Origin of the sequence: Bradyrhizobium sp. MOS003 (genome assembly GCF_003020125.1) — a bacterium.
Classification (GTDB): Bacteria; Pseudomonadota; Alphaproteobacteria; order Rhizobiales; family Xanthobacteraceae; genus Bradyrhizobium.
In genome coordinates, this window is record NZ_PYFW01000013.1 from 75,066 (window position 1) to 92,910 (window position 17,845).

The following is a 17,845-nucleotide window of genomic DNA, read 5'->3' on the forward strand; positions in this document are numbered from 1 at the left end:
TCCCGACGACGACGAAATTGCTGCATCGCCAAACATTCTTATTCGTCGGATATTTAACATCGGATGATTGCGAGGGCAATGAAATCGGTGTATGGCTCGAGCATACCAGTCGGCCATAGAGCCGCGGTCGGGAGTGAACAATCGTTGAGCGCGAAGCGCGTCAAATCAGCCGAGAAGCGTTTGAAGCCAGGCCGCATTCAGGCGGTACTGACGACACTCGGCCGCGAGATCGCCCAACAGATCATCCCGGCCGGCGCGGTATTACCACCCGAAAGCGATCTCGAAGTCCGCTTCGGCGTCGGCCGCGGCGTAGTTCGTGAGGCGATCAAAACGCTGTCGGGAAAAGGACTGGTCAGCGTCCGACCGCGCCACGGGACTCGTGTCTTACCCAGCCGCGATTGGAGCCTGCTCGATCGCGACGTGTTGAATTGGCTGGTTGGACACGACAAGCCCGACCGCGCGTTGCTGCTGGCCATCCAGGAAGTCCGCTCGATCATCGAGCCGGCTGCGGCCTCGCTCGCTGCGATCCGCGCCACCAAGGAGGATCGACTGCGGATCAATGCTGCTTGGAAAGCGATGGAAGCCTCAGACGAGCAGGCCGCCGCAACTGCGGCGGACAAGGCGTTTCACCTCGCTATTCTCGACGCCACGCACAATCCGGTGCTGCAAGGCTTTCGCGGCGCGATCGACACAATATTGAGTGCGGTCTTTTTGGTCGCCGTCGACAGTGTCGGCGGCTGGTTCGATGACAACCTTCAAAACCACGCCGTCGTCGCTCGCGCCATCGAAGAAGGGGATGCAAAAAAAGCCCGCAAGGCCATGGAGCGGGTCATTAGCCTCACTCAGTCAAAACTCTCCAGGCCGAGCGCCGGCGCCCGCCACCGGAATGGTCGACCAAATGCCCCCGGCAATCGGAGGCGAGTGAAATGAGACATTGGCTCTCTTCCGCACTGTGGTTCGCTTCTCCCTTTGCGGTCCTGATCGTCCTCTGGGCAGTTCTGATCCCGTACCTCGACGTCAACCCCCGTTTGTTTCCTCACCTCACTTCTGTCGTCGAGGCCGGGATCGAGGGAATACAAGATGGCACCCTTATTCGGCATGTCGGTGCGAGCCTCCTGCGCGTCGCCGTCGGCACAGTGCTCGCGCTATTGATCGCGATACCCTTGGGCGTCGCTATGGGCGTCAGTCCGATTGTCTCCGGCTTCCTGACACCCCTGTTCAGGTTTTTCTCGGTGCTGGCTGGCATCGCGTGGATCCCGATCGCGACGCTGTGGTTTGGGTACGGCTTCGGCGCCATCACCTTCGTGATCTTCAATGCCGTGTTCTTCATCGTGACGTACAATACGCTGCTCGGCGTATCGACCATCCCCTTGCAAGTGCGCAACGCGGCCGCATCGCTCGGTGCAGGCCGATGGGCGATGTTGACCGAAGTGCTCCTGCCGGGCGCGCTTCCTAACATTGTAACCGGCATACGCACCGGCCTGGGCTTTGCCTGGCGCGGCCTGATCGCAGCCGAGATGATCGCCACCAACGTCGGCCTCGGTTACATGCTGTTTGTGGCACGCGACTTCTATAAGACTGAAGTGATCGTGCTTGGCATGATTATGATCGGCGTGCTTTGGTTGCTGCTCGACCGACTGGTCTTGGCTCCACTCGAGCGCGCCACCATCGAACGATGGGGCATGGTACAGCGCACATGAAGCAGTTTCTTCTCAATATCTGGAGTCACTGCGTCCGCCTGAACGCGCGCTGGCCGTCGATCGGTTCCATCGCGCCTTTCATTCCGGTGATTGCGGCTTGGTGGATCGTCACGGAGCTGCAAATATTTCCACGCGCGTTCCTGCCGGGACCAGCGGAGGTCGTGCGCTCGTTCGGTTCGCTGGTTTATATGGGCATCCTGCCGGCGTACCTACAGGACAGCCTTGTGCGCCTGGCCGTCGGTACGTTCTGGGGCATCGCCCTCGGCATTCCTCTCGGAATCCTTGTAGGTCTTAGCCAGCGCGCGCGCACGGCACTGTGGCCCCTGCTCCTGTTCTTTCAGGCCATTGGCGATATTGCCTGGCTGCCGATCCTGGTAATCTGGTTTGGCTACGGCCTCACGACCATCACGGTCGTCATCGTCTACACGGTGATCTTCCCGGTGGTCCTGAACACCGTGCTGGGCGTGCGCTCGATCCCCATCACCTTGCATCGCGCCGCCCAAAGTCTGGGTGCTTCGCGCATTCGCATCTTGTGGGAAGTGGTGTTGCCGGGAGCGCTGCCCAACATCTTGACAGGACTGCGCAACGGACTGGGCTATGGCTGGCGCGCCCTGATCGCTACCGAAATTATCGTCGGCACCAGCGGCATCGGGTTCCTCATGTTCGACGCACGCCGCTCCGGCTCGGTCGTCGAGATCCTGCTCGGCATGATCATCTTGGGAATTCTCTGGTACATCGTCGATAGCTGGATACTGGCACCTATCGAACGCGCCACGGGACAACGGTGGGGGCTCGTGACGCGATGAAGGATCTGACTATCCGCAATCTGTCGAAGACGTATTTCGACCCCTATGCCGGCACCAACGTCACCGCAGTGCATGATGTGTCGTTGAAGGTGGAACAGGGAGAGTTCGTCTGCATCGTCGGACCGTCGGGATGCGGCAAGACGACGATCCTCAATATGATCGCGGGCTTCATTCCGCACACAGGCGGAGAGATCCTGGTTGGCGGCCGTCCGGTCAAGGGGCCGGGCCCCGACCGCGGCGTGGTTTTCCAATCGTTTGCCCTATTCCCATGGCGAACCGTTCTCGAGAATGTCGCCTTCGGTCCGAAGATGCGCGGCGTCCGCAAGGTCGAGCGCGAGAAGATCGCGCATGAGTTTCTGGCACTCGCAAAGCTGACGGAGGCGGCCGGGCGCTATCCCAACGAATTGTCGGGCGGCATGCAGCAGCGTGTCGGCGTGGTGCGTGCCCTGGCGAACGAGCCGGACGTGCTGCTGATGGATGAGCCGTTCGCGAGCGTCGACGCCCAGACCCGCATGACGCTGCAGGAAGAACTGACCCGGATCTGGCAGGAGAAGCGGCCGACGGTAATCTTCATCACGCATGACGTCGCCGAAGCCGTCTTTCTCGCTAACCGCGTGGTCGCGCTGTCGAAGGGCCGTGTGCTCGAGGAAATCGACGTGGACTTGCCGCGGCCGCGATCATGGGACGCGCTCAACGACGATGCGCGGTTCAAGGAATTGTCGGGACGCGTTCTTCAACTCGTGCGGTCGGCCTGAGCCATGTGGAAAGATGCCCTTCGATCGCGAAAGGCGCATATCCTCATCGCGGTGGCGGCTGGCTATTTGGCCTGGCAGCTTTGGCTGACGATCGCCGCACCGCAAAAGATCGCGAACTTCGCCGGCAGCTCGGAGAAGGTGAATATCCTCGTCGTGCTGCCGTTCGAACCTGAACGTTTCCACGTTCAGCTGATGCAGACGTACGGCCGGGTATCCGGAACACAAGAAAAATCCGTTGAAGTTCGAGGAGTGAAACGCGCGGACTTGACGACCGTCGCCCGGCCTTACTGGGTGACGCGCGTCGAGCCGCTTCAACCGGGGGGATGACCCAGATGCGACGACTTGCGATGCTGCTCTGCGCCTTGTTGCTGCTGCCGTCACTGGCAATGGCGCAGGCCAAGGATCCCATTAAACTCAAGGTCGGCATGGTGGCAGCTGTAGACATGCTGGCGCTGCCGATTGCGCTAGAGCGCGGCTTCTTCGAAAAATATGGACTCGACGTGACGATCGCCCGCCCCTACGCAACCGGCGTCGATGCGCTCAATGCCTTGCAGGCAGGTGAAACCGACATGGTGCAAGCTGGCGTGCCGGCCATCGGCGCCATTCTACGCAACATGGACCTGGTTTTCCTCGGTAATTTCAGTGGAAGCGCCACAAAGCTCGGGTCCGATGCCACGCTCGCGCTCATTGCCAATGGTGACTCCGGGATCGCCAAAGGTGATTTGAAAAGTCTCAAAGGCAAAAAAATCGCCACTTCATTCGGCACGATCAACCATCTCTACATTCTCGGCCTGCTCGATAAGGCTGGCCTCGCGCCGACCGACGTAACGCTGATCAATACGCCGCCGCCGGAGATGAGCGTGGCGTTGCTCGCCAAGGGTGTGGACGCATTTGTGTGCTGGGACCCGGCACCGGTGATTGCCATGAAGGATGTGCCGGGCGCCGTCGAGGTCATCCGCGGCGGCGATGTCATCTCCTATCTCGGCTTCAATGTCGCGCTGCGGCCCTGGGTGGAGAAGAACGGGCCGACGGTCGAGAAATTCCTGGCAGCCGTGTCGGAGGCCGACCAGTGGATGCGCAAGAATCCCAAGCAGGCCGCCGCGATCGGTACGCGCTGGATTCCGGGGTTGAAGCTCGACGTGGCGGAGACCGCGATGCAGTACAACATCCAGCAGGTCGACCGCCGCATTTCTGCCCACAACTATCGCGCGCTGTGGAAGGCGCAGGATACGCTGCAACGGCTTGGCGTGATCAAGTCGGTGTTCGATGTGAACAAGCACATCGAGCCCAAATTCATCCTTAGCGTGATGAATACCTATCCGGACCTGTTTTCCGATCTGCAGCCCATTCCGGCAGACGTCGCAATTAAACCTGGCTTCGTGTTCACGCCCTGAAGCTGAGTGCTGCCGCGCGCCCCGAAGCCGGTGCGCGGCAACAAACTTCCCGCCTACAACGTCCGCTTTGAGTCCACATGCGGACGTCGCATACCGTCTCTGAACTGGAAGGAGACGTCGCCTTGCAAACGGCATCTCCCTCGTGCGGGAAGGCGATATTGGATGAGAGATGTCGTCAAGACCTGATGAACGAGAGCAGGTCGGGGTTGAGGACCTCCGCATGCGTGGTTAGCATGCCATGGGGGTAGCCGGGATAAGTCTTCAGCGATCCCTTCTTGAGCAAGTCGACCGCACGCGGCACTGAACTTGCGAACGGGACGACTTGATCAGCCTCGCCATGCATCACCAGCACCGGCACGGTGATCTTCTTGAGGTCTTCGGTGTAATCTTCGAGCCAAGAGGCGACAGTCGCGTAGTGAGCGAGAGCACCGCCGGCCATGCCTTGGCGCCACCAGTTCGCAATGATTGCCTCCGACGGCTTGGCCCCATCGAGATTGTAACCGTAGAACGGATTCTCAGGGACGAAACGGTAAAATTCCGCCCGGTTGCCTAGCACGCCTGCCCGGATCGCTTCGAACCATTCCGGGGGTTGGCCGGACGCGTTGTTCTCGCTTCGGTACATGTTCGGCGTCAGTGAAGCGACCAGAACCGCCTTCGCGACGCGCTCCTGGTGGCGAGCGACATAGCGAGCCACCTCGCCGCCACCTGTCGAGTGCCCAATGTGGATCGCGTCGCGCAGGTTGAGGTGTTCAGTCAGGGCCGCGAGGTCGTCAACCCAATGGTCCATGTCGTTGCCGGTGCTGGGCTGGTCGGACCGGCCGTGGCCGCGCCGGTCGTGGGCGATCACACGATACCCGTGATGAAGGAAGAACATCATCTGGGCATCCCAGTCGTCCGCTGTCAGCGGCCAGCCGTGGCTGAACACGATCGGCTGACCTGATCCCCAATCCTTGTAGAAGATGCTTACGCCGTCTGTAGTTGTGATCGTCGACATCGAGTCGCTCCATCTGCGCTGTTAGATCTTCGTTGGAAAGTTTGCGAACGGGTGTCTAAGAAAGCAGGCAGGCCCAAGCTGATCGGGCCACAGATCGCGCGCCTTGGCTTCCTGAAAGACACGATGTTCAGCGGCCTCGCCGGCAAGCCCTTGCCATGCCAACACCCGATCGCCGACGCGTTATCGCCGGATCCGGCGCGGCGCTATTCGTCGCTCCTGCGCATTCGCGCGCTTCCCGCAAAATGAAAGACGCCACTCTCGATCGCGCTGCAGAATTGTGGAGGCCGCACTGAATTGCGATCACGCCGTTCCTGTCGGCCTGGAGTGCTAGGATCACTTTGCTGAAGACGATACTAAGCTTCGGCATCGACATTGTTGCCGTCCATTTCTGGTTGAAGACTGCGTGACGGTAAATCTCCCTTTTGCCGATGACTAAGACCTTGTACGCTCCGAGCTATGCCTCAGAGATATACGAGGAACCATGGAACTCCGGCATCTGCGCTATTTCGTTGCCGTCGCTGAAGAAGGCAGCCTGCTGACTGCCGCCCAGCGCCGGCTGAACACCTCGCAGCCATCGCTGAGCCGGCAGATCCGCGATCTCGAATCCGAAGTCGGCGTTCAGTTGTTGGAGCGCCAGCCGCGCGGGGTGACGCTGACCGCCGCCGGAAGGGTGTTTCTTGATCACGCGCGGCTGGCGCTGCTGCAGGTTCAGGCGGCGACGGAAGGGGCCCGGCAGACGGCGCAACCGCAAAAGCCCACTCTCTCCATGGGATTTCTCGTCGGGTTGGAGGTCATGTGGCTCCCTCAGCTTCTGCGCATCCTCCGGGAGGAAGCCCCCGATGTTCAAGTCACGCTCAGCACGCAATCGTCACCGGAACTCGCGCTCGCATTGATGCAAGGGAAGTTGGACATAGCTTTCCTCCGTCCCGAGAAAGGCAACGAGGGCGTCGTCTTCAAGCTGTTGGCAAAAGAGCCTTTGATCGCCGTGCTGCCGGCCGAACATCACCTGGCATCGCGCAAGAAGATTCGTCCCCAGGACCTCGCCCGCGAAATCTATGTCAGCTCGGCAAGAACGTCTCCGGTCTTGCAAGAGGTCATTCGGAACTACGCAGCTCGGGTCGGCATCTCTCTGAAGGCGAAGTACGAAGGCGAAAACATCTCGTCGGCCATGTCGCTCGTGGCTTCCACGGGCGGCATTAGCCTCGTACCCCTCTACGCGCAGAACATGCTGGCACCAAACGTCGTCGCCAGAGCGCTCGACGGCGGCACTCCAACGGTCGAGCTGGCCCTGGGATACAATCGGGACAATCCGTCGCCGTTGCTCCGTCGGCTTTTATCCCGTGCGGATGAGTTGGTCGCAAACGTTCAAAATCAGAGCATCATTCGCTATGTCGAAGCTCACTAGCTGGCGGCACAAAGCATGATCCGGAAAAGTGGGCAGCGCTAGGCCAGATACCGCGCCAGATAGCCTTCCATCGCATAAAGCGCGCAGAGTGCGAGACTCGACCACACCGCGGCGCTGAAATACAAGAACATCCAGGTCAGCTCGCCCTTCCAATGCGCGATGTCGTGGGTCACCACCCAGCGCGTCGAGACGTCGTGCAGGCCTTCGAGGAAGCCCAGGAACCTGTTGCCCTCGGCGTGCCCTGCCCGCCAGCGGCTGAGATACATCGGCACGTCGACGGTGACGAGGAAGGCGAGAAAGCAGGCGATGCCGACGATGCCCGACATCAGCGCCCAGCGCACCACGCCCTGGAATTCCGGCATCAGGCGGCACAGCGCGATGCCCGCGAGGAAGAAGGTCACCGCCCACAGCGAGTTCTCGATCGCGTTGTAGAGGAAATTCGTCGTCACCACCGCGTACCAGGAGAAACCCTCCGCGATGACGATGATGGGCACGATCACGAGCGCGATGTTCATCGCGGTCTCGGCGCCCGTCATCTTGCCGAGCTGATGCAGGATGATGGCCCATTGCGCGACGAAGCAGAGCTCGGCCACGGTCGCGACGGTGCGGCCAACGACGACGCTCGACAGCCAGGTGTCGAACAGGCAGATGCGCTGCACGTCGGCGCGCGGCAGGAACGAGCGGAACGCGCAGCCGAATACATAGCCGGCGCACAGCAGCAACATCAGGCCGATGTCCGAGCCGCCGCTGAGGCTGCCCGCAGGCGTCGGGTAGAATTCGCGGTACAGCATGAACCACACCAGGATGTTGGCGCCGCTGACGAGTGTGAGGGATCCCCACCACCACGCGAGGGGATTTGACCGCGCCTGCCACTGCAACATGAACCGCTCCGCAAAATTATCTATCTGACAAGCCGTCGTAATAATCCTGTCACAGGAGGGCATCCAATCAAAATCCGTGTGTTCGGCCCGCCCGGTGCGTCCTTCACCGACGATATCGAGGCAGTACGACTGTCCACATATCGGACAATTTATCCGATATGATCGAATCTATTGGACAGACGTGGTTTCACTGTCTGATATTCGGGAATGGCCCCGAGAGATCCATCCAGACCACGACATCCGCCCTCCTCCGCCGCCGCCGTGCTGGCGGAAAGCGTCGATGACGCCGCCTTCGCCACAACGCTGGCGAAGGGGCTGGTCGTGCTCGAGGCGTTCAAGGCGGGAAGTACATTGCTCGGCAACATGGAGCTGTCGACGCTGACGGGCATCCCGCGTCCGACGGTGGCGCGGCTGACCCACACGCTGGCCGAGCTCGGCTACCTCCGCTACGACGCCGAGCGGGCCAAGTACCGCGTCGGTGCGCGGGCGCTGCGGATCGCCCATCCCCTGCTTGCCGGAATGCAATTCCGCCAGATGGCGCGGCCCATGATGCAGGAGCTGGCGCTCAGCGTCCGCGGCACGGTCTCGATCGGCCTGCTCGACGCGACATCGATGATCTATGTCGAGACCGCGCGCTCCGGCGATGTCGGGCCGCACGCGCCCGACATCGGCATGCCGATTCCCGTGGTGATGACCGCCATGGGACGCGCCGCCGCAGCGACCTTGCCGCCGGCCGATTTAGACCGGCTCGAACGAAACATCGCCGCCGAAGACGGCGAGCTGTGGTCGGCGTTTCGCGACAAATACCGGGCCGGAATCGCGCAAAGCAAAAGCCGCGGCTTCTGCACCTGCTGGGGCGAGTACATGGCCTCGATCCATGCCGTCGCCGCGCCGCTGTTTCACGCCGGCGAATCGAGGCAGTCGTTCTCGATCAATTGCGGCATCCCCGCCTTCCGGCTCCAGCCGGGCCAGCTGGAGGCCGAGATCGGTCCGCGCATCGCCGCGCTCGCCGACAGCATCCGCGCCATCGTCGGACAGGCAGAGCCCGCGCCGCCGCGCAAAGCCGGGAAAATCACGAGCGGCAGGGCATAAGATGGCTGGACCGCTCGAAGGCCTGAAGGTTCTCGACATCGCGACCATCATCGCGGCGCCCTTTGCAGCAACGCTACTGGCCGACTACGGCGCCGAGGTGCTCAAGATCGAGATGCCGGGGACCGGTGACGGCGTACGCTCGTTTCCGCCGTTCAAGGACGGCAAGCCGCTGTGGTGGAAGGCGGCCAATCGCAACAAGAAGTTCGCCACGCTCGATCTGCGCACGCCGGACGGACTTGCACTGTTCAAGCAGCTGCTTCCGCGCTTCGACGTACTGATCGAGAATTTCCGTCCGGGAACGCTCGATCGCTGGGGCCTGTCGAGGGAGGTACTGTGGTCGATCCAGCCGCGCCTCGTGATCCTGCGCGCCACCGCCTTCGGGCAGGACGGGCCCTATCGCGAGCGGCCCGGATTTGCGCGCATCTTCGAGGCCATGGGCGGGCTCACCTACATCACCGGCGAGAGCGACGGCGAACCGACCCATCCGGGTTACCCGATCGGGGATTCGATCGGCGGCCTGTTCGGCGCCGTCGGCGTGCTCGCGGCGCTGTGGAAACGGGCGCGCGACCCCGATGCGCCGGGCGAGGAAATTGATCTCTCGCTGACGGAAGCAACCTTCCGCCTGCTCGACGTCCTCGCCATCGAGCACGACCAGCTCGGCACCGTTCGCAGCCGCATCGGCAATGCCAACGGCTATTCGGCGCCGGCCGCCGTGTTCCGCACCAGCGACGATCACTGGGTGACGCTGGCGGGGTCGACCAACGCGCTGTTTGCCGCGAACTGCCGGGCGATCGAACGGCCCGACCTGATCACCGATCCGCGCTTTGCCAGCAACGACCGGCGCGTCCGGCACGCCGCCGAGCTCAACGACATCTTCGCCGGCTGGTGTGCCGCAAATCCCCTCGAAATCGTCCTCGCGCGATTCAACGCCGCGCAGGGCACGCTCGCTCCGATCTATTCGATCGACCAGATCGCCGACGACCCGCAGGTGAAGGCGCGCGAGGTCATCACCCGCGTCCCCGACCGGGATTTCGGCACGGTTGCGATGGCCAACGTCGTCCCGCGCTTCACCAATGATCCCGCGCAGATGCGCCACGCCGCCGGCGACGTCGGCCAGGACAATGACGAGGTGTTTCGGAACTGGCTCGGCCTGTCCGACCAGGAGGTCGAAAGGCTCACCGAGCGAAAGGTGATCTGAGCGCAACGACAAGACCAATAAAAAGCAGACAAGAAAATGGGGAGGAAGAAGACAGTGACATCATTCAAGGTCACACGCAGAACCCTGCTGGGCACGCTCGCAGGCGGACTGGTCGCGGGCTCGAGCCTGTCGGTCCAGGCCGACGATGCATGGCCGACGCGCCTGGTGCGGCTGATCTCGCCCTACGGTCCCGGCGGCTCCAACGACATCTCGCTCCGCCTTCTGGCCGAGGAGTTCGGCCGCAGCCTGCGTCAGCAGTTCATCGTCGAGAACAAGCCGGGTGCCGGCACCCGCATCGCCAACGACATGGTCGCCCATGCGCCGGGCGACGGCTACACCCTTCTCTACGTCGCGGCCCCCTACGCGACCGCCGAGGCGCTGTTCGGCAAGCTGACCTATGACCGCAAGGATTTGCAGCCGGTCGCGATGGTCGTGGTCGCGCCGCTGTTCCTCATCATCAGCGCCGATGCGCCGTTCAAGACGCTCCCCGAGCTGATCGCCTATGGCAAGTCGAAACCGGACGGGCTGACCTTCGCCTCTCCCGGCGCCGGCTCGCAGCCGCACCTCGCCGGAGAGCTGCTGTTCCGCGACGCCGGCGTCAAGGGTCTCAACATTCCGTTCCGGGGCGATGCCGCCTCCTACACCGAGCTGCTCGCCGGTCGCGTCGACGCCACGCTGACGGCGCTTCCGACTGCCCTGCCCTACATCCAGAGCGGCAAGTTCACCGTGCTCGGCGTCGCCTCGGCCGAGCGCAGCGCGCTCTACCCGCAGGCACTGACCCTGCGCGAGCAGGGCTTTCCCAACGTGGCCGCGGCGGGCTGGTACGGCTTCATGGCGCCCGCCACGACGCCGCGCGCGATCGTCGACAAATTCCAGACTGAAGTTCTGCGCGCGCTCGCCGAGCCCGCGATCAAGGACAAGCTGACCGCCCAGGGCCTCGAAGTACGCGCCGGCACCGCGGCCGAGTTCGGCCAGTTCATCGACGCCGAGACCCAGAAATGGACCAAGCTGATCCGCGACGCTGGTCTCAAGGGCGAATGACAATCGGGAAGGACCGGACATGACAAGCACTCTCTTCAAACACATCGCGGCCTCCGCATTGCTTCTCGCGCTGTCGCTCCCAGCAGCGCAGGCGCAGAAGAAATACGACGTCGGCGCGTCCGACACCGCGATCAAGGTCGGCCAGACCGTGCCGCTCAGCGGCCCGGCCTCGGCCTATGCCGTAATCGGCAAGACCCAGGCCGCCTATATGAAGATGATCAACGACGAGGGCGGCGTGAACGGCCGCAAGGTCGAGCTGATCCAGTACGACGATGCCTATTCGCCGCCGAAGACGGTGGAGCAGACCCGCAAGCTGGTCGAAAGCGACGAGGTGCTGCTGACGTTCCAGATCATCGGCACCGCGCCGAACGTCGCCGTGCAGAAATATCTCAACGCCAAGAAGATCCCTCAGCTGTTCGCGGCGACCGGCGCGGCGCGCTTCACCGATCCCAAGAACTTTCCCTGGACCATGGGCTTCAACCCCTCCTACCTCGTCGAGGGCCGGATCTACGCGCAATATCTGCTGAAGAACCATCCGAACGCCAGGATCGGCGTGCTCTACCAGAACGACGACCTCGGCAAGGATTATCTCGCCGGCATCAAGGCCGGCCTCGGCGACAAGGCGAAGATGATCGTGGCCGAGACGTCCTACGAGATCACCGAGCCGACCATCGACTCGCAGATCCTGCGGCTGAAAGATGCCGGCGCCGACGTGCTGTTCAGCGCCACGACGCCGAAGCAGGCGGCGCAGGCGATCAAGAAGGTCGCCGAGATCGGCTGGAAGCCGCTGCACATCATCGACATCAACGCCTCCTCGGTCAGCGCCGTACTGAAACCGGCGGGCCTGGAAAATTCCAAGGGCGTCGTCAGCGTCGGCTACGTCAAGGATGCCGCCGATCCCGAATGGAAGGACGATGCCGGCATGAAGCGCTACCTCGCCTTCATGGCAAAATACTATCCCGAGGGCGACAAGGATTCGAACCTGAACGTCTACGGCTACATCACGGCCCAGCTCCTGGTGCAGGTGTTGAAGCAATGCGGCGACGATCTGACCCGCGACAACGTGATGCGGCAAGCTGCCAACCTCAAGAACGTCGTGCTCGACCTGACGCTGCCGGGGATCTCCGTCACGACCTCGCCGACCGACTATCGCGTCAACAAGCAGTTCCAGATGGTGCAGTTCGACGGCCAGCGCTGGCAGAAGCTCGGCGACATCGTGACCGACGAAGCCAAGGAGTGAGTTTGCCGGTCAATTCTATCATCTGTTCTGGCCGGGGCTTGCCCCGGCCATCCATGTGGCGCCGCATGGGAGGGAAGACGCGGATGCCCGGGTCAAGCCCGGGCATGACGACTGAGAGCGTGGACGGCAAGCCGTACGGTCCGCGCCCTCACCTCTTCATCCCCGCCACATAGGCCGCCAGCTTGTCCAGCGTCTGGTAGCCGTATTCCACGGCGCCGAAGCCGATCATGCCGTCGCGCTGCGCGGTGCTCGAGGCCAGCTGGCGCATCATCAGCACGGTCTTGCCGTTGCTCTGCTCGGCAAAGGTCAGGGTAAAGCGGAACATGCCGGGATCCTCGTCCTGGTCGACGCCGTGATCCATTTCCATCAGCGATGGTCGCTCGATGCGGCGGAAGCGCATGCGGTTTGGATAGACCGTGCCGTCGGGGCCGATCATGTTGAAACGCCAGACGCCGCCGACGCGGACGTCGATCTCGAAGGTCTCGACCTTGAATCCCTTCGGCCCGAACCATTGCGGCAGATGCTTGGGGTCGGACCACGCCTCGAACACCAGATCGCGCGGCGCGTCGATCACGCGCGACATCACGATCTCGCGGTCGAGCGACCATTGCGACAGAGCGGGATTGGCAGAACTCGTCATGACTTGGCACCTTTCCGTTTGCTTGTTCGGGACGGCTTTCCAGCCGGCTCCCTCTCCTTCTTGAGCTTCAACACATAGGCCTCGAACCGGTCGAGCCGCGCCTCCCAGATCGCGCGTTGCTGCTGGAACCAATCCTCCGCGCCGAGCAGCGCGTCCGGGCTGAGGCGGCAGGTGCGCACGCGGCCGGATTTCTCCGACAGCAGCAGCCCGCTCGTCTCCAGCACATGGATGTGTTTCATGAAACTGGGCAGCGCCATGTCGAAGGGATCGGCGAGCTCGCCGACGGAGGCCTCGCCGGCACACAATCGCATCACGATCGCCCGCCTTGTGGGGTCGGCAAGCGCTGCGAAAACGTGGTCGAGCCGGGATAATTGGTTAGCCATGAAGCTAACTATAGGGCCATCTTCGCCCCGGCGTCAAGGATTGTTAGCTCAATGGCTAAGTAATTATTCTGCGCCGCACAGGCGGAACTCAAACAGAAAAAGCCCCGGCTGGGCCGGGGCTTTCCACGTCATGGCTAACTGCGATGAAGCTCAGTACCTGGCGACGACCGGTCCGCCGAACTTGTAGTTCACGCCGACCCGCACGATGTTCGACTTGAGGTCGACCGAGTGCGTGAAGACGTTGGTCGGGAAGCCGGTGGCGGGCACGAACGCGGCCAGATTGGTGCTGGTCACGCTGGCCCGGCCGAGATCGACGTAGAGGTACTCGGCTTTCAGCGACCAACCGCCGCCGAAGGCGTATTCGGTGCCGACGCCGGCAGTCCAGCCGATTCGGGTATCGCGGATTGCCGCGGACTCGGTCGCAGCCGCGAACGTATCGGTAAAGTTGAAATTGCCCTTCACCTCGGCGATCGCCGCACCGCCGGTGGCATAGATCAACCACGTCGGAGCCGCCAGGAATCCGATCCGGCCGCGGATGGTGGCGAGCCAATCGGCCGAGACCGACGAATTGACGGTGAAGCCGGTCGGTGCGCAGCAGGGATAGAGCGCCGATCCGCTTGCGCTGCCCTTGAAGCCGAAATAGTTGATGTCGCCTTCCAGGCCGAGCACGGCTTGGTTGATCTGCCAGTTATACCCCGCGGTGAAGCCTCCGGTCACGCTGGAGCTATTGACGCCCTGGGCACCGACCGCGTTGACGGCGGGGACGCTGCTGGCGGCGAAATAGCCCGCCGGCGAATACACCGTCGAAGTGGTCAGGTCGGCGCTGCCCCACTGCCCGCCGACATTGCCGCCGACGTAGAAGCCGGTCCAGTTGTAGACTGGCGCCATCGCCGGCGACTTGGTGTAGTGCGCCGCGAGGTCGGCGGCCTGCACGGAGGCGGTGCCGAGCACAAGCGATGCGGCCACCAGCAAAAATTTCTTCATTCCAGTCTCCATGCCTCACGCGATCGACCTCGCGCTTCGAATGCGCGGGTCGAAGGCTACCGGCGCAGTCAGGGCATAGGGCGCGCGCCGCTGCTCGTCTTGGGCTGCGGCGAAGTTCGCAAGGACTGTGACGTAATGTGCCTCTCAGATCGTGCGAACGAATGACCGGTGTGACCGTGGAGCCACGCCTCATCCATCATCAGCGGCGCGCAACGCACGCCCGTGTCGCATCGCGACAACGCCACCGGACACATGCTTCGAGACTGCGCACGTCAGACTGAGCGCGTCAGCCCGCCGTCGACGCGGATGTTCTGGCCGGTGATGTAGGCAGCGCCCTCGGAGGCCAGGAACGAGATCGTCGCGGCGATCTCCTCGACCTTGCCGTAGCGCTTCATCGGCACGCTGTCGCGGCGCGAATCCTGCTGCGGCAGGCTGTCGATCCAGCCCGGCAGGACGTTGTTCATGCGGATGTTGTCGGCCGCAAGGGCGTCGGTGAAGATCTTGGTGAATGCGGCGAGCCCTGCGCGAAACACCGCCGAGGTCGGGAACATCGCGCTCGGCTCGAACGCCCAGGCCGTCGAGATGTTGATGATGACGCCACTCTGTTGCGCCTGCATGATCGGCGTCACCAGCCGCGTTGGGCGGATCACGTTCAAGAGATAGGTGTCGAGGCCGGTGTGCCACTGCTCGTCTGTAATCTCGGTGATGGGTGCACGCGGCCCGTGGCCGGCGCTGTTGACGAGCACGTCGATCCGTCCCCATTTGGCCATGGCGCCGTCGACGAGGCGCTTCACATCGTCATTCTCCTTGTTGGAGCCGGTGACGCCGAGCCCGCCGAGTTCGGCGGCGAGCGCCTCGCCCTTGCCGGAGGACGACAGGATCGCGACGCGAAACCCGTCCGCTGCCAGCCGCCGCGCAGCCCCCGCCCCCATGCCGCTGCCGCCGGCGGTAACGAGCGCAACCTTCTCTGCTGCCATGACCGATCATCCCTTCAGTTGAGGCGAGCCGCAGGCTCGGCCTATCATGCGGCCTTCTACAGCCAGACCTGTCGGCAGGTCCATGGTGGAAGGACCTACCTCATGAGCAAAGCGAGATGAGCGATCTTTTAATCCGCAATCTGCGTCCCGAGGAAATCTCCCTCGCCGTCGATTGGGCCGCAGCCGAAGGCTGGAATCCGGGCTTCTGCGATGCAGCCTGCTTTGGGATTCCCGACGCGCAAGGCTTCTTCGTCGGCGAGATCGAGGGCGAGCCGGTCGCGACCATCTCCTGCGTCAATTACGATGATCGCTTCGCCTTCCTCGGCTTCTACATCGTGCGTGCAGATCTACGCGGCTCCGGCCACGGCCTGCGCATCTGGAACGCGGCGATCGCGCACGCCGGCGCGCGGGTGATCGGGCTCGACGGCGTCGTGGCGCAGCAGGACAATTACAGGAAATCCGGCTTCCAGCTCGCTTACGCCAACATCCGCTATGGCGGCCTCATCGTCGCGCCTTTGAGGCCGCCCGCTGACGTCGTCGCGCTCGATACGATCCCGTTTGCGCTTGTGGAGGCCGACGATGCCACCGTCTTCCCGGCCCGGCGCAGCGCCTTCCTGAGCGCCTGGATCGGCACATCAGGGCATGTCGGCCGTGCGCTTCTGCGTGACGGTAAGCTCAAAGCATGGGGCGTGATCCGGCCCTGCCGGACCGGCCGCAAGATCGGCCCGCTCGTTGCCGACGATCGCGCAGCGGCGGACGCCGTCGTTCAGGCTTTGCTGGCGAGCGCCGAAGGCGGCGAAATCTTCCTCGACGTTCCCGCCGTCAATCGCGAGGCGATCGCGCTCGTGGAAGCGCTTGGCCTCAAGCCGGTATTCGAGACGGCGCGGATGTACACGGGAGCGATCCCGCCGCTGCGCATCGATCGCGTCTTCGGCGTGACCAGCTTCGAGCTGGGCTAAATTCAGTAGCAGCGCATGATGTTGACGGTGTGCTCGCTGCCGCCGCGGCCGGGCACCGTCACCTGCTCCGTCGGGCAGCTCGGCACATAGGGCCGGTCGGACGGCACCACGTTCGGCGGGAAGCGATGCGACCAGTCCCAGGGGACGTCATAGGTGTAGGTGTAGCGCACGTCGGTGGAAACAGGCTGCCCGGCATCGACGAAGGGCTGGCTGTAGCCGGCGCCGTCGTAGAACCCGCCGCCGCCCGGCCAGTAGACGAAGGGGCTGCTCCGCCGGTGGAACCGGGCGCCCGGCCCGATCGGCGCACGCGCCATGGCGCCGGAAGGCGCAGCCGTCATTCCATGCGGCGCGCCGCCGCCGGCTCGGGCAAAACTGTCGTCGGGATGAAGGAGCAGCGCGGCTGCGCTGAGCGAGGCGAGCAAGGCCCCATGAATTCGATAGGTCATGTTACGCACCAACTCGTTTGACTTAAGCGGATCGCGGCCCCCTCGGCCACGCTAGGCCGGCCCGTCGCTCACCCGCAAACCTATAATTAATTGTTGGTTAAGACACGGTCCTGGCGCGGGAACCGGTGCGACAAGAGCGCCCGGAATCGCCGGATGCGCGTCCCTCGCAATCACGCGCACTTCATAACCAGGTGATCAGAGTTTGATCGCGTCGCCAGACGCCACCCGGAACGCTCCCGCAGTGCAACCGTTGGCTCCTCACACAAGAAGGAGCATCTCGAATGCAGAACAAGGCCAAACTCCTCGGTCTCATCACCGCATCCCTCATCGCCGGCACGGCAGCAGCCTCGGCACAGGGCTATGATTGGAACGGCCCGCGCGCCGGCTGGGACCGTGCCGCGCCGACTTACGAGCCGGTTCAACCTCGCGCATATTATCCAGGCGTCGAGAGGCCCTATGGCGCGCTCAACGGCACCAACCATCCGACCCCGAGTTCGACGCAGGGCGACGTCGGCCCTGACGGCAACAACAACGGCACGCTGACCGGCGGCTATCGCTGGTAACCACCGCTCGCGGCGAGGCCCACCGTTCATCAACGGTGGGCCTTTCGTTTGCGCCGGCGGCCGGTTCTAGCGGGCCACAATCCCTAGCGTTGCCCGTCGGGCGAAACACCCAATTGGTCGGTCAACGCGCGCGGCGGAAAATATTCCACTTTACCGAAATTCGGAAACGGCGTATGTGTCGCCTCAACCCGGCCCAAGGAAGAGGGGCGTATCGCGATCGTCACGAATGCGGGCCGGGCGGCGGTGGACGCAGATCGCATCGGCGCGAAGGGTTTTGCAGGGCGGGCGACCGTGAGCGAAACACCTCGCGCACACGACCGGTGTGATCGGCGTACGGCAAAATCGTGTGGTCCTGGCGCCCGGGGTCTGTGCGCCAAGTCTTGTGGT

General features: G+C 63.2%; 21 protein-coding genes. 14 read left to right on the plus strand and 7 right to left on the minus strand.

Features of this window, described 5'->3' with window-relative positions:
• The first annotated feature begins 144 nt into the window (after positions 1–144).
• From C7G42_RS32525 to C7G42_RS32550, 6 genes are read left to right on the plus strand one after another with little or no spacing between them, the layout of a single operon-like run.
• On the plus strand, positions 145–930 hold the full coding sequence (locus C7G42_RS32525; RefSeq protein ID WP_245428098.1) for a FadR/GntR family transcriptional regulator: 786 nt from the start codon (positions 145–147) through the stop codon (positions 928–930).
• Positions 927–1,700: an ABC transporter permease gene (locus tag C7G42_RS32530; protein ID WP_106952928.1), complete on the plus strand. Its 774-nt coding sequence runs from the start codon at positions 927–929 to the stop codon at positions 1,698–1,700. The genes C7G42_RS32525 and C7G42_RS32530 overlap by 4 nt, the downstream gene beginning before the upstream one ends.
• A complete protein-coding gene (locus C7G42_RS32535) occupies positions 1,697–2,506 on the plus strand; it encodes an ABC transporter permease (RefSeq protein ID WP_106952929.1) in 810 nt (269 codons plus the stop codon). The genes C7G42_RS32530 and C7G42_RS32535 overlap by 4 nt, the downstream gene beginning before the upstream one ends.
• Positions 2,503–3,261: an ABC transporter ATP-binding protein gene (locus C7G42_RS32540; protein ID WP_106952930.1), complete on the plus strand. Its 759-nt coding sequence runs from the start codon at positions 2,503–2,505 to the stop codon at positions 3,259–3,261. The genes C7G42_RS32535 and C7G42_RS32540 overlap by 4 nt, the downstream gene beginning before the upstream one ends.
• Before the next feature lie 3 nt (positions 3,262–3,264).
• Positions 3,265–3,588 (plus strand): hypothetical protein, encoded by a 324-nt coding sequence (locus tag C7G42_RS32545; protein ID WP_245428100.1) that lies wholly within the window; start codon positions 3,265–3,267, stop codon positions 3,586–3,588.
• A gap of 5 nt (positions 3,589–3,593) precedes the next feature.
• Positions 3,594–4,655 carry an ABC transporter substrate-binding protein gene (locus C7G42_RS32550; protein WP_106952949.1) on the plus strand — a complete coding sequence of 354 codons (1,062 nt, stop codon included), beginning with the start codon at positions 3,594–3,596 and terminating at the stop codon, positions 4,653–4,655.
• Between the two features lie 175 nt (positions 4,656–4,830).
• Here C7G42_RS32550 and C7G42_RS32555 read toward each other — a convergent pair whose 3' ends face one another.
• Positions 4,831–5,649, minus strand: a complete 819-nt coding sequence (locus C7G42_RS32555; protein ID WP_106952931.1) for an alpha/beta fold hydrolase — start codon at positions 5,647–5,649, stop codon at positions 4,831–4,833.
• A gap of 51 nt (positions 5,650–5,700) precedes the next feature.
• On the opposite strand from C7G42_RS32555, the gene C7G42_RS32560 reads away from it, so the two are divergent.
• Together C7G42_RS32560 and C7G42_RS32565 are read left to right on the plus strand one after the other, a co-directional pair.
• A complete protein-coding gene (locus C7G42_RS32560) occupies positions 5,701–5,895 on the plus strand; it encodes a hypothetical protein (RefSeq protein WP_106952932.1) in 195 nt (64 codons plus the stop codon).
• A 235-nt stretch (positions 5,896–6,130) separates the two neighbouring features.
• Positions 6,131–7,054: a LysR substrate-binding domain-containing protein gene (locus C7G42_RS32565; RefSeq protein WP_106952933.1), complete on the plus strand. Its 924-nt coding sequence runs from the start codon at positions 6,131–6,133 to the stop codon at positions 7,052–7,054.
• Between the two features lie 38 nt (positions 7,055–7,092).
• On the opposite strand, the gene C7G42_RS32570 is transcribed toward C7G42_RS32565, so the two are convergent.
• On the minus strand, positions 7,093–7,935 hold the full coding sequence (locus tag C7G42_RS32570) for a hypothetical protein (RefSeq protein ID WP_106952934.1): 843 nt from the start codon (positions 7,933–7,935) through the stop codon (positions 7,093–7,095).
• A gap of 207 nt (positions 7,936–8,142) precedes the next feature.
• Here C7G42_RS32570 and C7G42_RS32575 point away from each other — a divergent pair, with 207 nt between their 5' ends.
• The 4 genes from C7G42_RS32575 to C7G42_RS32590 are packed head-to-tail and all read left to right on the plus strand — an operon-like array spanning position 8,143 to position 12,506.
• A complete protein-coding gene (locus tag C7G42_RS32575; protein ID WP_106952935.1) occupies positions 8,143–9,027 on the plus strand; it encodes an IclR family transcriptional regulator in 885 nt (294 codons plus the stop codon).
• Between the two features lies 1 nt (position 9,028).
• Positions 9,029–10,225 (plus strand): CaiB/BaiF CoA transferase family protein, encoded by a 1,197-nt coding sequence (locus C7G42_RS32580; RefSeq protein WP_106952936.1) that lies wholly within the window; start codon positions 9,029–9,031, stop codon positions 10,223–10,225.
• Positions 10,226–10,261: 36 nt separating this feature from the next.
• Positions 10,262–11,266: a Bug family tripartite tricarboxylate transporter substrate binding protein gene (locus C7G42_RS32585; protein ID WP_106952937.1), complete on the plus strand. Its 1,005-nt coding sequence runs from the start codon at positions 10,262–10,264 to the stop codon at positions 11,264–11,266.
• 19 nt (positions 11,267–11,285) lie between these two features.
• Positions 11,286–12,506, plus strand: coding sequence for an ABC transporter substrate-binding protein (locus C7G42_RS32590; RefSeq protein WP_106952938.1), 1,221 nt, complete (start codon positions 11,286–11,288; stop codon positions 12,504–12,506).
• Positions 12,507–12,654: 148 nt separating this feature from the next.
• On the opposite strand, the gene C7G42_RS32595 is transcribed toward C7G42_RS32590, so the two are convergent.
• From C7G42_RS32595 to C7G42_RS32610, 4 genes are all read right to left on the minus strand, one after another.
• Entirely contained in the window at positions 12,655–13,146 is a 492-nt protein-coding gene (locus tag C7G42_RS32595; RefSeq protein WP_106952939.1) for an SRPBCC family protein, read from the minus strand.
• On the minus strand, positions 13,143–13,529 hold the full coding sequence (locus C7G42_RS32600) for an ArsR/SmtB family transcription factor (protein WP_106952940.1): 387 nt from the start codon (positions 13,527–13,529) through the stop codon (positions 13,143–13,145). Before C7G42_RS32600 ends, C7G42_RS32595 begins: the two co-directional genes overlap by 4 nt.
• Before the next feature lie 150 nt (positions 13,530–13,679).
• On the minus strand, positions 13,680–14,513 hold the full coding sequence (locus C7G42_RS32605) for an outer membrane protein (RefSeq protein ID WP_106952950.1): 834 nt from the start codon (positions 14,511–14,513) through the stop codon (positions 13,680–13,682).
• Between the two features lie 272 nt (positions 14,514–14,785).
• Positions 14,786–15,490: an SDR family oxidoreductase gene (locus C7G42_RS32610; protein WP_106952941.1), complete on the minus strand. Its 705-nt coding sequence runs from the start codon at positions 15,488–15,490 to the stop codon at positions 14,786–14,788.
• 116 nt (positions 15,491–15,606) lie between these two features.
• Here C7G42_RS32610 and C7G42_RS32615 point away from each other — a divergent pair, with 116 nt between their 5' ends.
• Positions 15,607–16,449, plus strand: a complete 843-nt coding sequence (locus tag C7G42_RS32615) for a GNAT family N-acetyltransferase (protein WP_106952942.1) — start codon at positions 15,607–15,609, stop codon at positions 16,447–16,449.
• Positions 16,450–16,451: 2 nt separating this feature from the next.
• Here the strand turns inward: C7G42_RS32615 and C7G42_RS32620 are convergent, their stop codons facing one another.
• Complete coding sequence (locus tag C7G42_RS32620; protein WP_199581256.1) at positions 16,452–16,895, minus strand: hypothetical protein; 444 nt, start codon at positions 16,893–16,895, stop codon at positions 16,452–16,454.
• 281 nt (positions 16,896–17,176) lie between these two features.
• On the opposite strand from C7G42_RS32620, the gene C7G42_RS32625 reads away from it, so the two are divergent.
• Entirely contained in the window at positions 17,177–17,458 is a 282-nt protein-coding gene (locus tag C7G42_RS32625) for a hypothetical protein (RefSeq protein WP_106952943.1), read from the plus strand.
• The last annotated feature ends 387 nt before the right edge of the window (positions 17,459–17,845 follow it).

Coding starts and splice junctions, on each gene's coding strand:
- C7G42_RS32625 (WP_106952943.1), top strand. CDS start 17,177: ATGCAGAACAAGGCCAAACTCCTCGGTCTCATCACCGCATCCCTCATC.
- C7G42_RS32550 (WP_106952949.1), top strand. CDS start 3,594: ATGCGACGACTTGCGATGCTGCTCTGCGCCTTGTTGCTGCTGCCGTCA.
- C7G42_RS32585 (WP_106952937.1), top strand. CDS start 10,262: ATGGGGAGGAAGAAGACAGTGACATCATTCAAGGTCACACGCAGAACC.
- C7G42_RS32570 (WP_106952934.1), bottom strand. CDS start 7,935: ATGTTGCAGTGGCAGGCGCGGTCAAATCCCCTCGCGTGGTGGTGGGGA.
- C7G42_RS32535 (WP_106952929.1), top strand. CDS start 1,697: ATGAAGCAGTTTCTTCTCAATATCTGGAGTCACTGCGTCCGCCTGAAC.
- C7G42_RS32615 (WP_106952942.1), top strand. CDS start 15,607: ATGAGCGATCTTTTAATCCGCAATCTGCGTCCCGAGGAAATCTCCCTC.
- C7G42_RS32620 (WP_199581256.1), bottom strand. CDS start 16,895: ATGACCTATCGAATTCATGGGGCCTTGCTCGCCTCGCTCAGCGCAGCC.
- C7G42_RS32610 (WP_106952941.1), bottom strand. CDS start 15,490: ATGGCAGCAGAGAAGGTTGCGCTCGTTACCGCCGGCGGCAGCGGCATG.
- C7G42_RS32555 (WP_106952931.1), bottom strand. CDS start 5,649: ATGTCGACGATCACAACTACAGACGGCGTAAGCATCTTCTACAAGGAT.
- C7G42_RS32565 (WP_106952933.1), top strand. CDS start 6,131: ATGGAACTCCGGCATCTGCGCTATTTCGTTGCCGTCGCTGAAGAAGGC.
- C7G42_RS32590 (WP_106952938.1), top strand. CDS start 11,286: ATGACAAGCACTCTCTTCAAACACATCGCGGCCTCCGCATTGCTTCTC.
- C7G42_RS32540 (WP_106952930.1), top strand. CDS start 2,503: ATGAAGGATCTGACTATCCGCAATCTGTCGAAGACGTATTTCGACCCC.
- C7G42_RS32580 (WP_106952936.1), top strand. CDS start 9,029: ATGGCTGGACCGCTCGAAGGCCTGAAGGTTCTCGACATCGCGACCATC.
- C7G42_RS32600 (WP_106952940.1), bottom strand. CDS start 13,529: ATGGCTAACCAATTATCCCGGCTCGACCACGTTTTCGCAGCGCTTGCC.
- C7G42_RS32575 (WP_106952935.1), top strand. CDS start 8,143: ATGGCCCCGAGAGATCCATCCAGACCACGACATCCGCCCTCCTCCGCC.
- C7G42_RS32605 (WP_106952950.1), bottom strand. CDS start 14,513: ATGAAGAAATTTTTGCTGGTGGCCGCATCGCTTGTGCTCGGCACCGCC.
- C7G42_RS32545 (WP_245428100.1), top strand. CDS start 3,265: ATGTGGAAAGATGCCCTTCGATCGCGAAAGGCGCATATCCTCATCGCG.
- C7G42_RS32530 (WP_106952928.1), top strand. CDS start 927: ATGAGACATTGGCTCTCTTCCGCACTGTGGTTCGCTTCTCCCTTTGCG.
- C7G42_RS32595 (WP_106952939.1), bottom strand. CDS start 13,146: ATGACGAGTTCTGCCAATCCCGCTCTGTCGCAATGGTCGCTCGACCGC.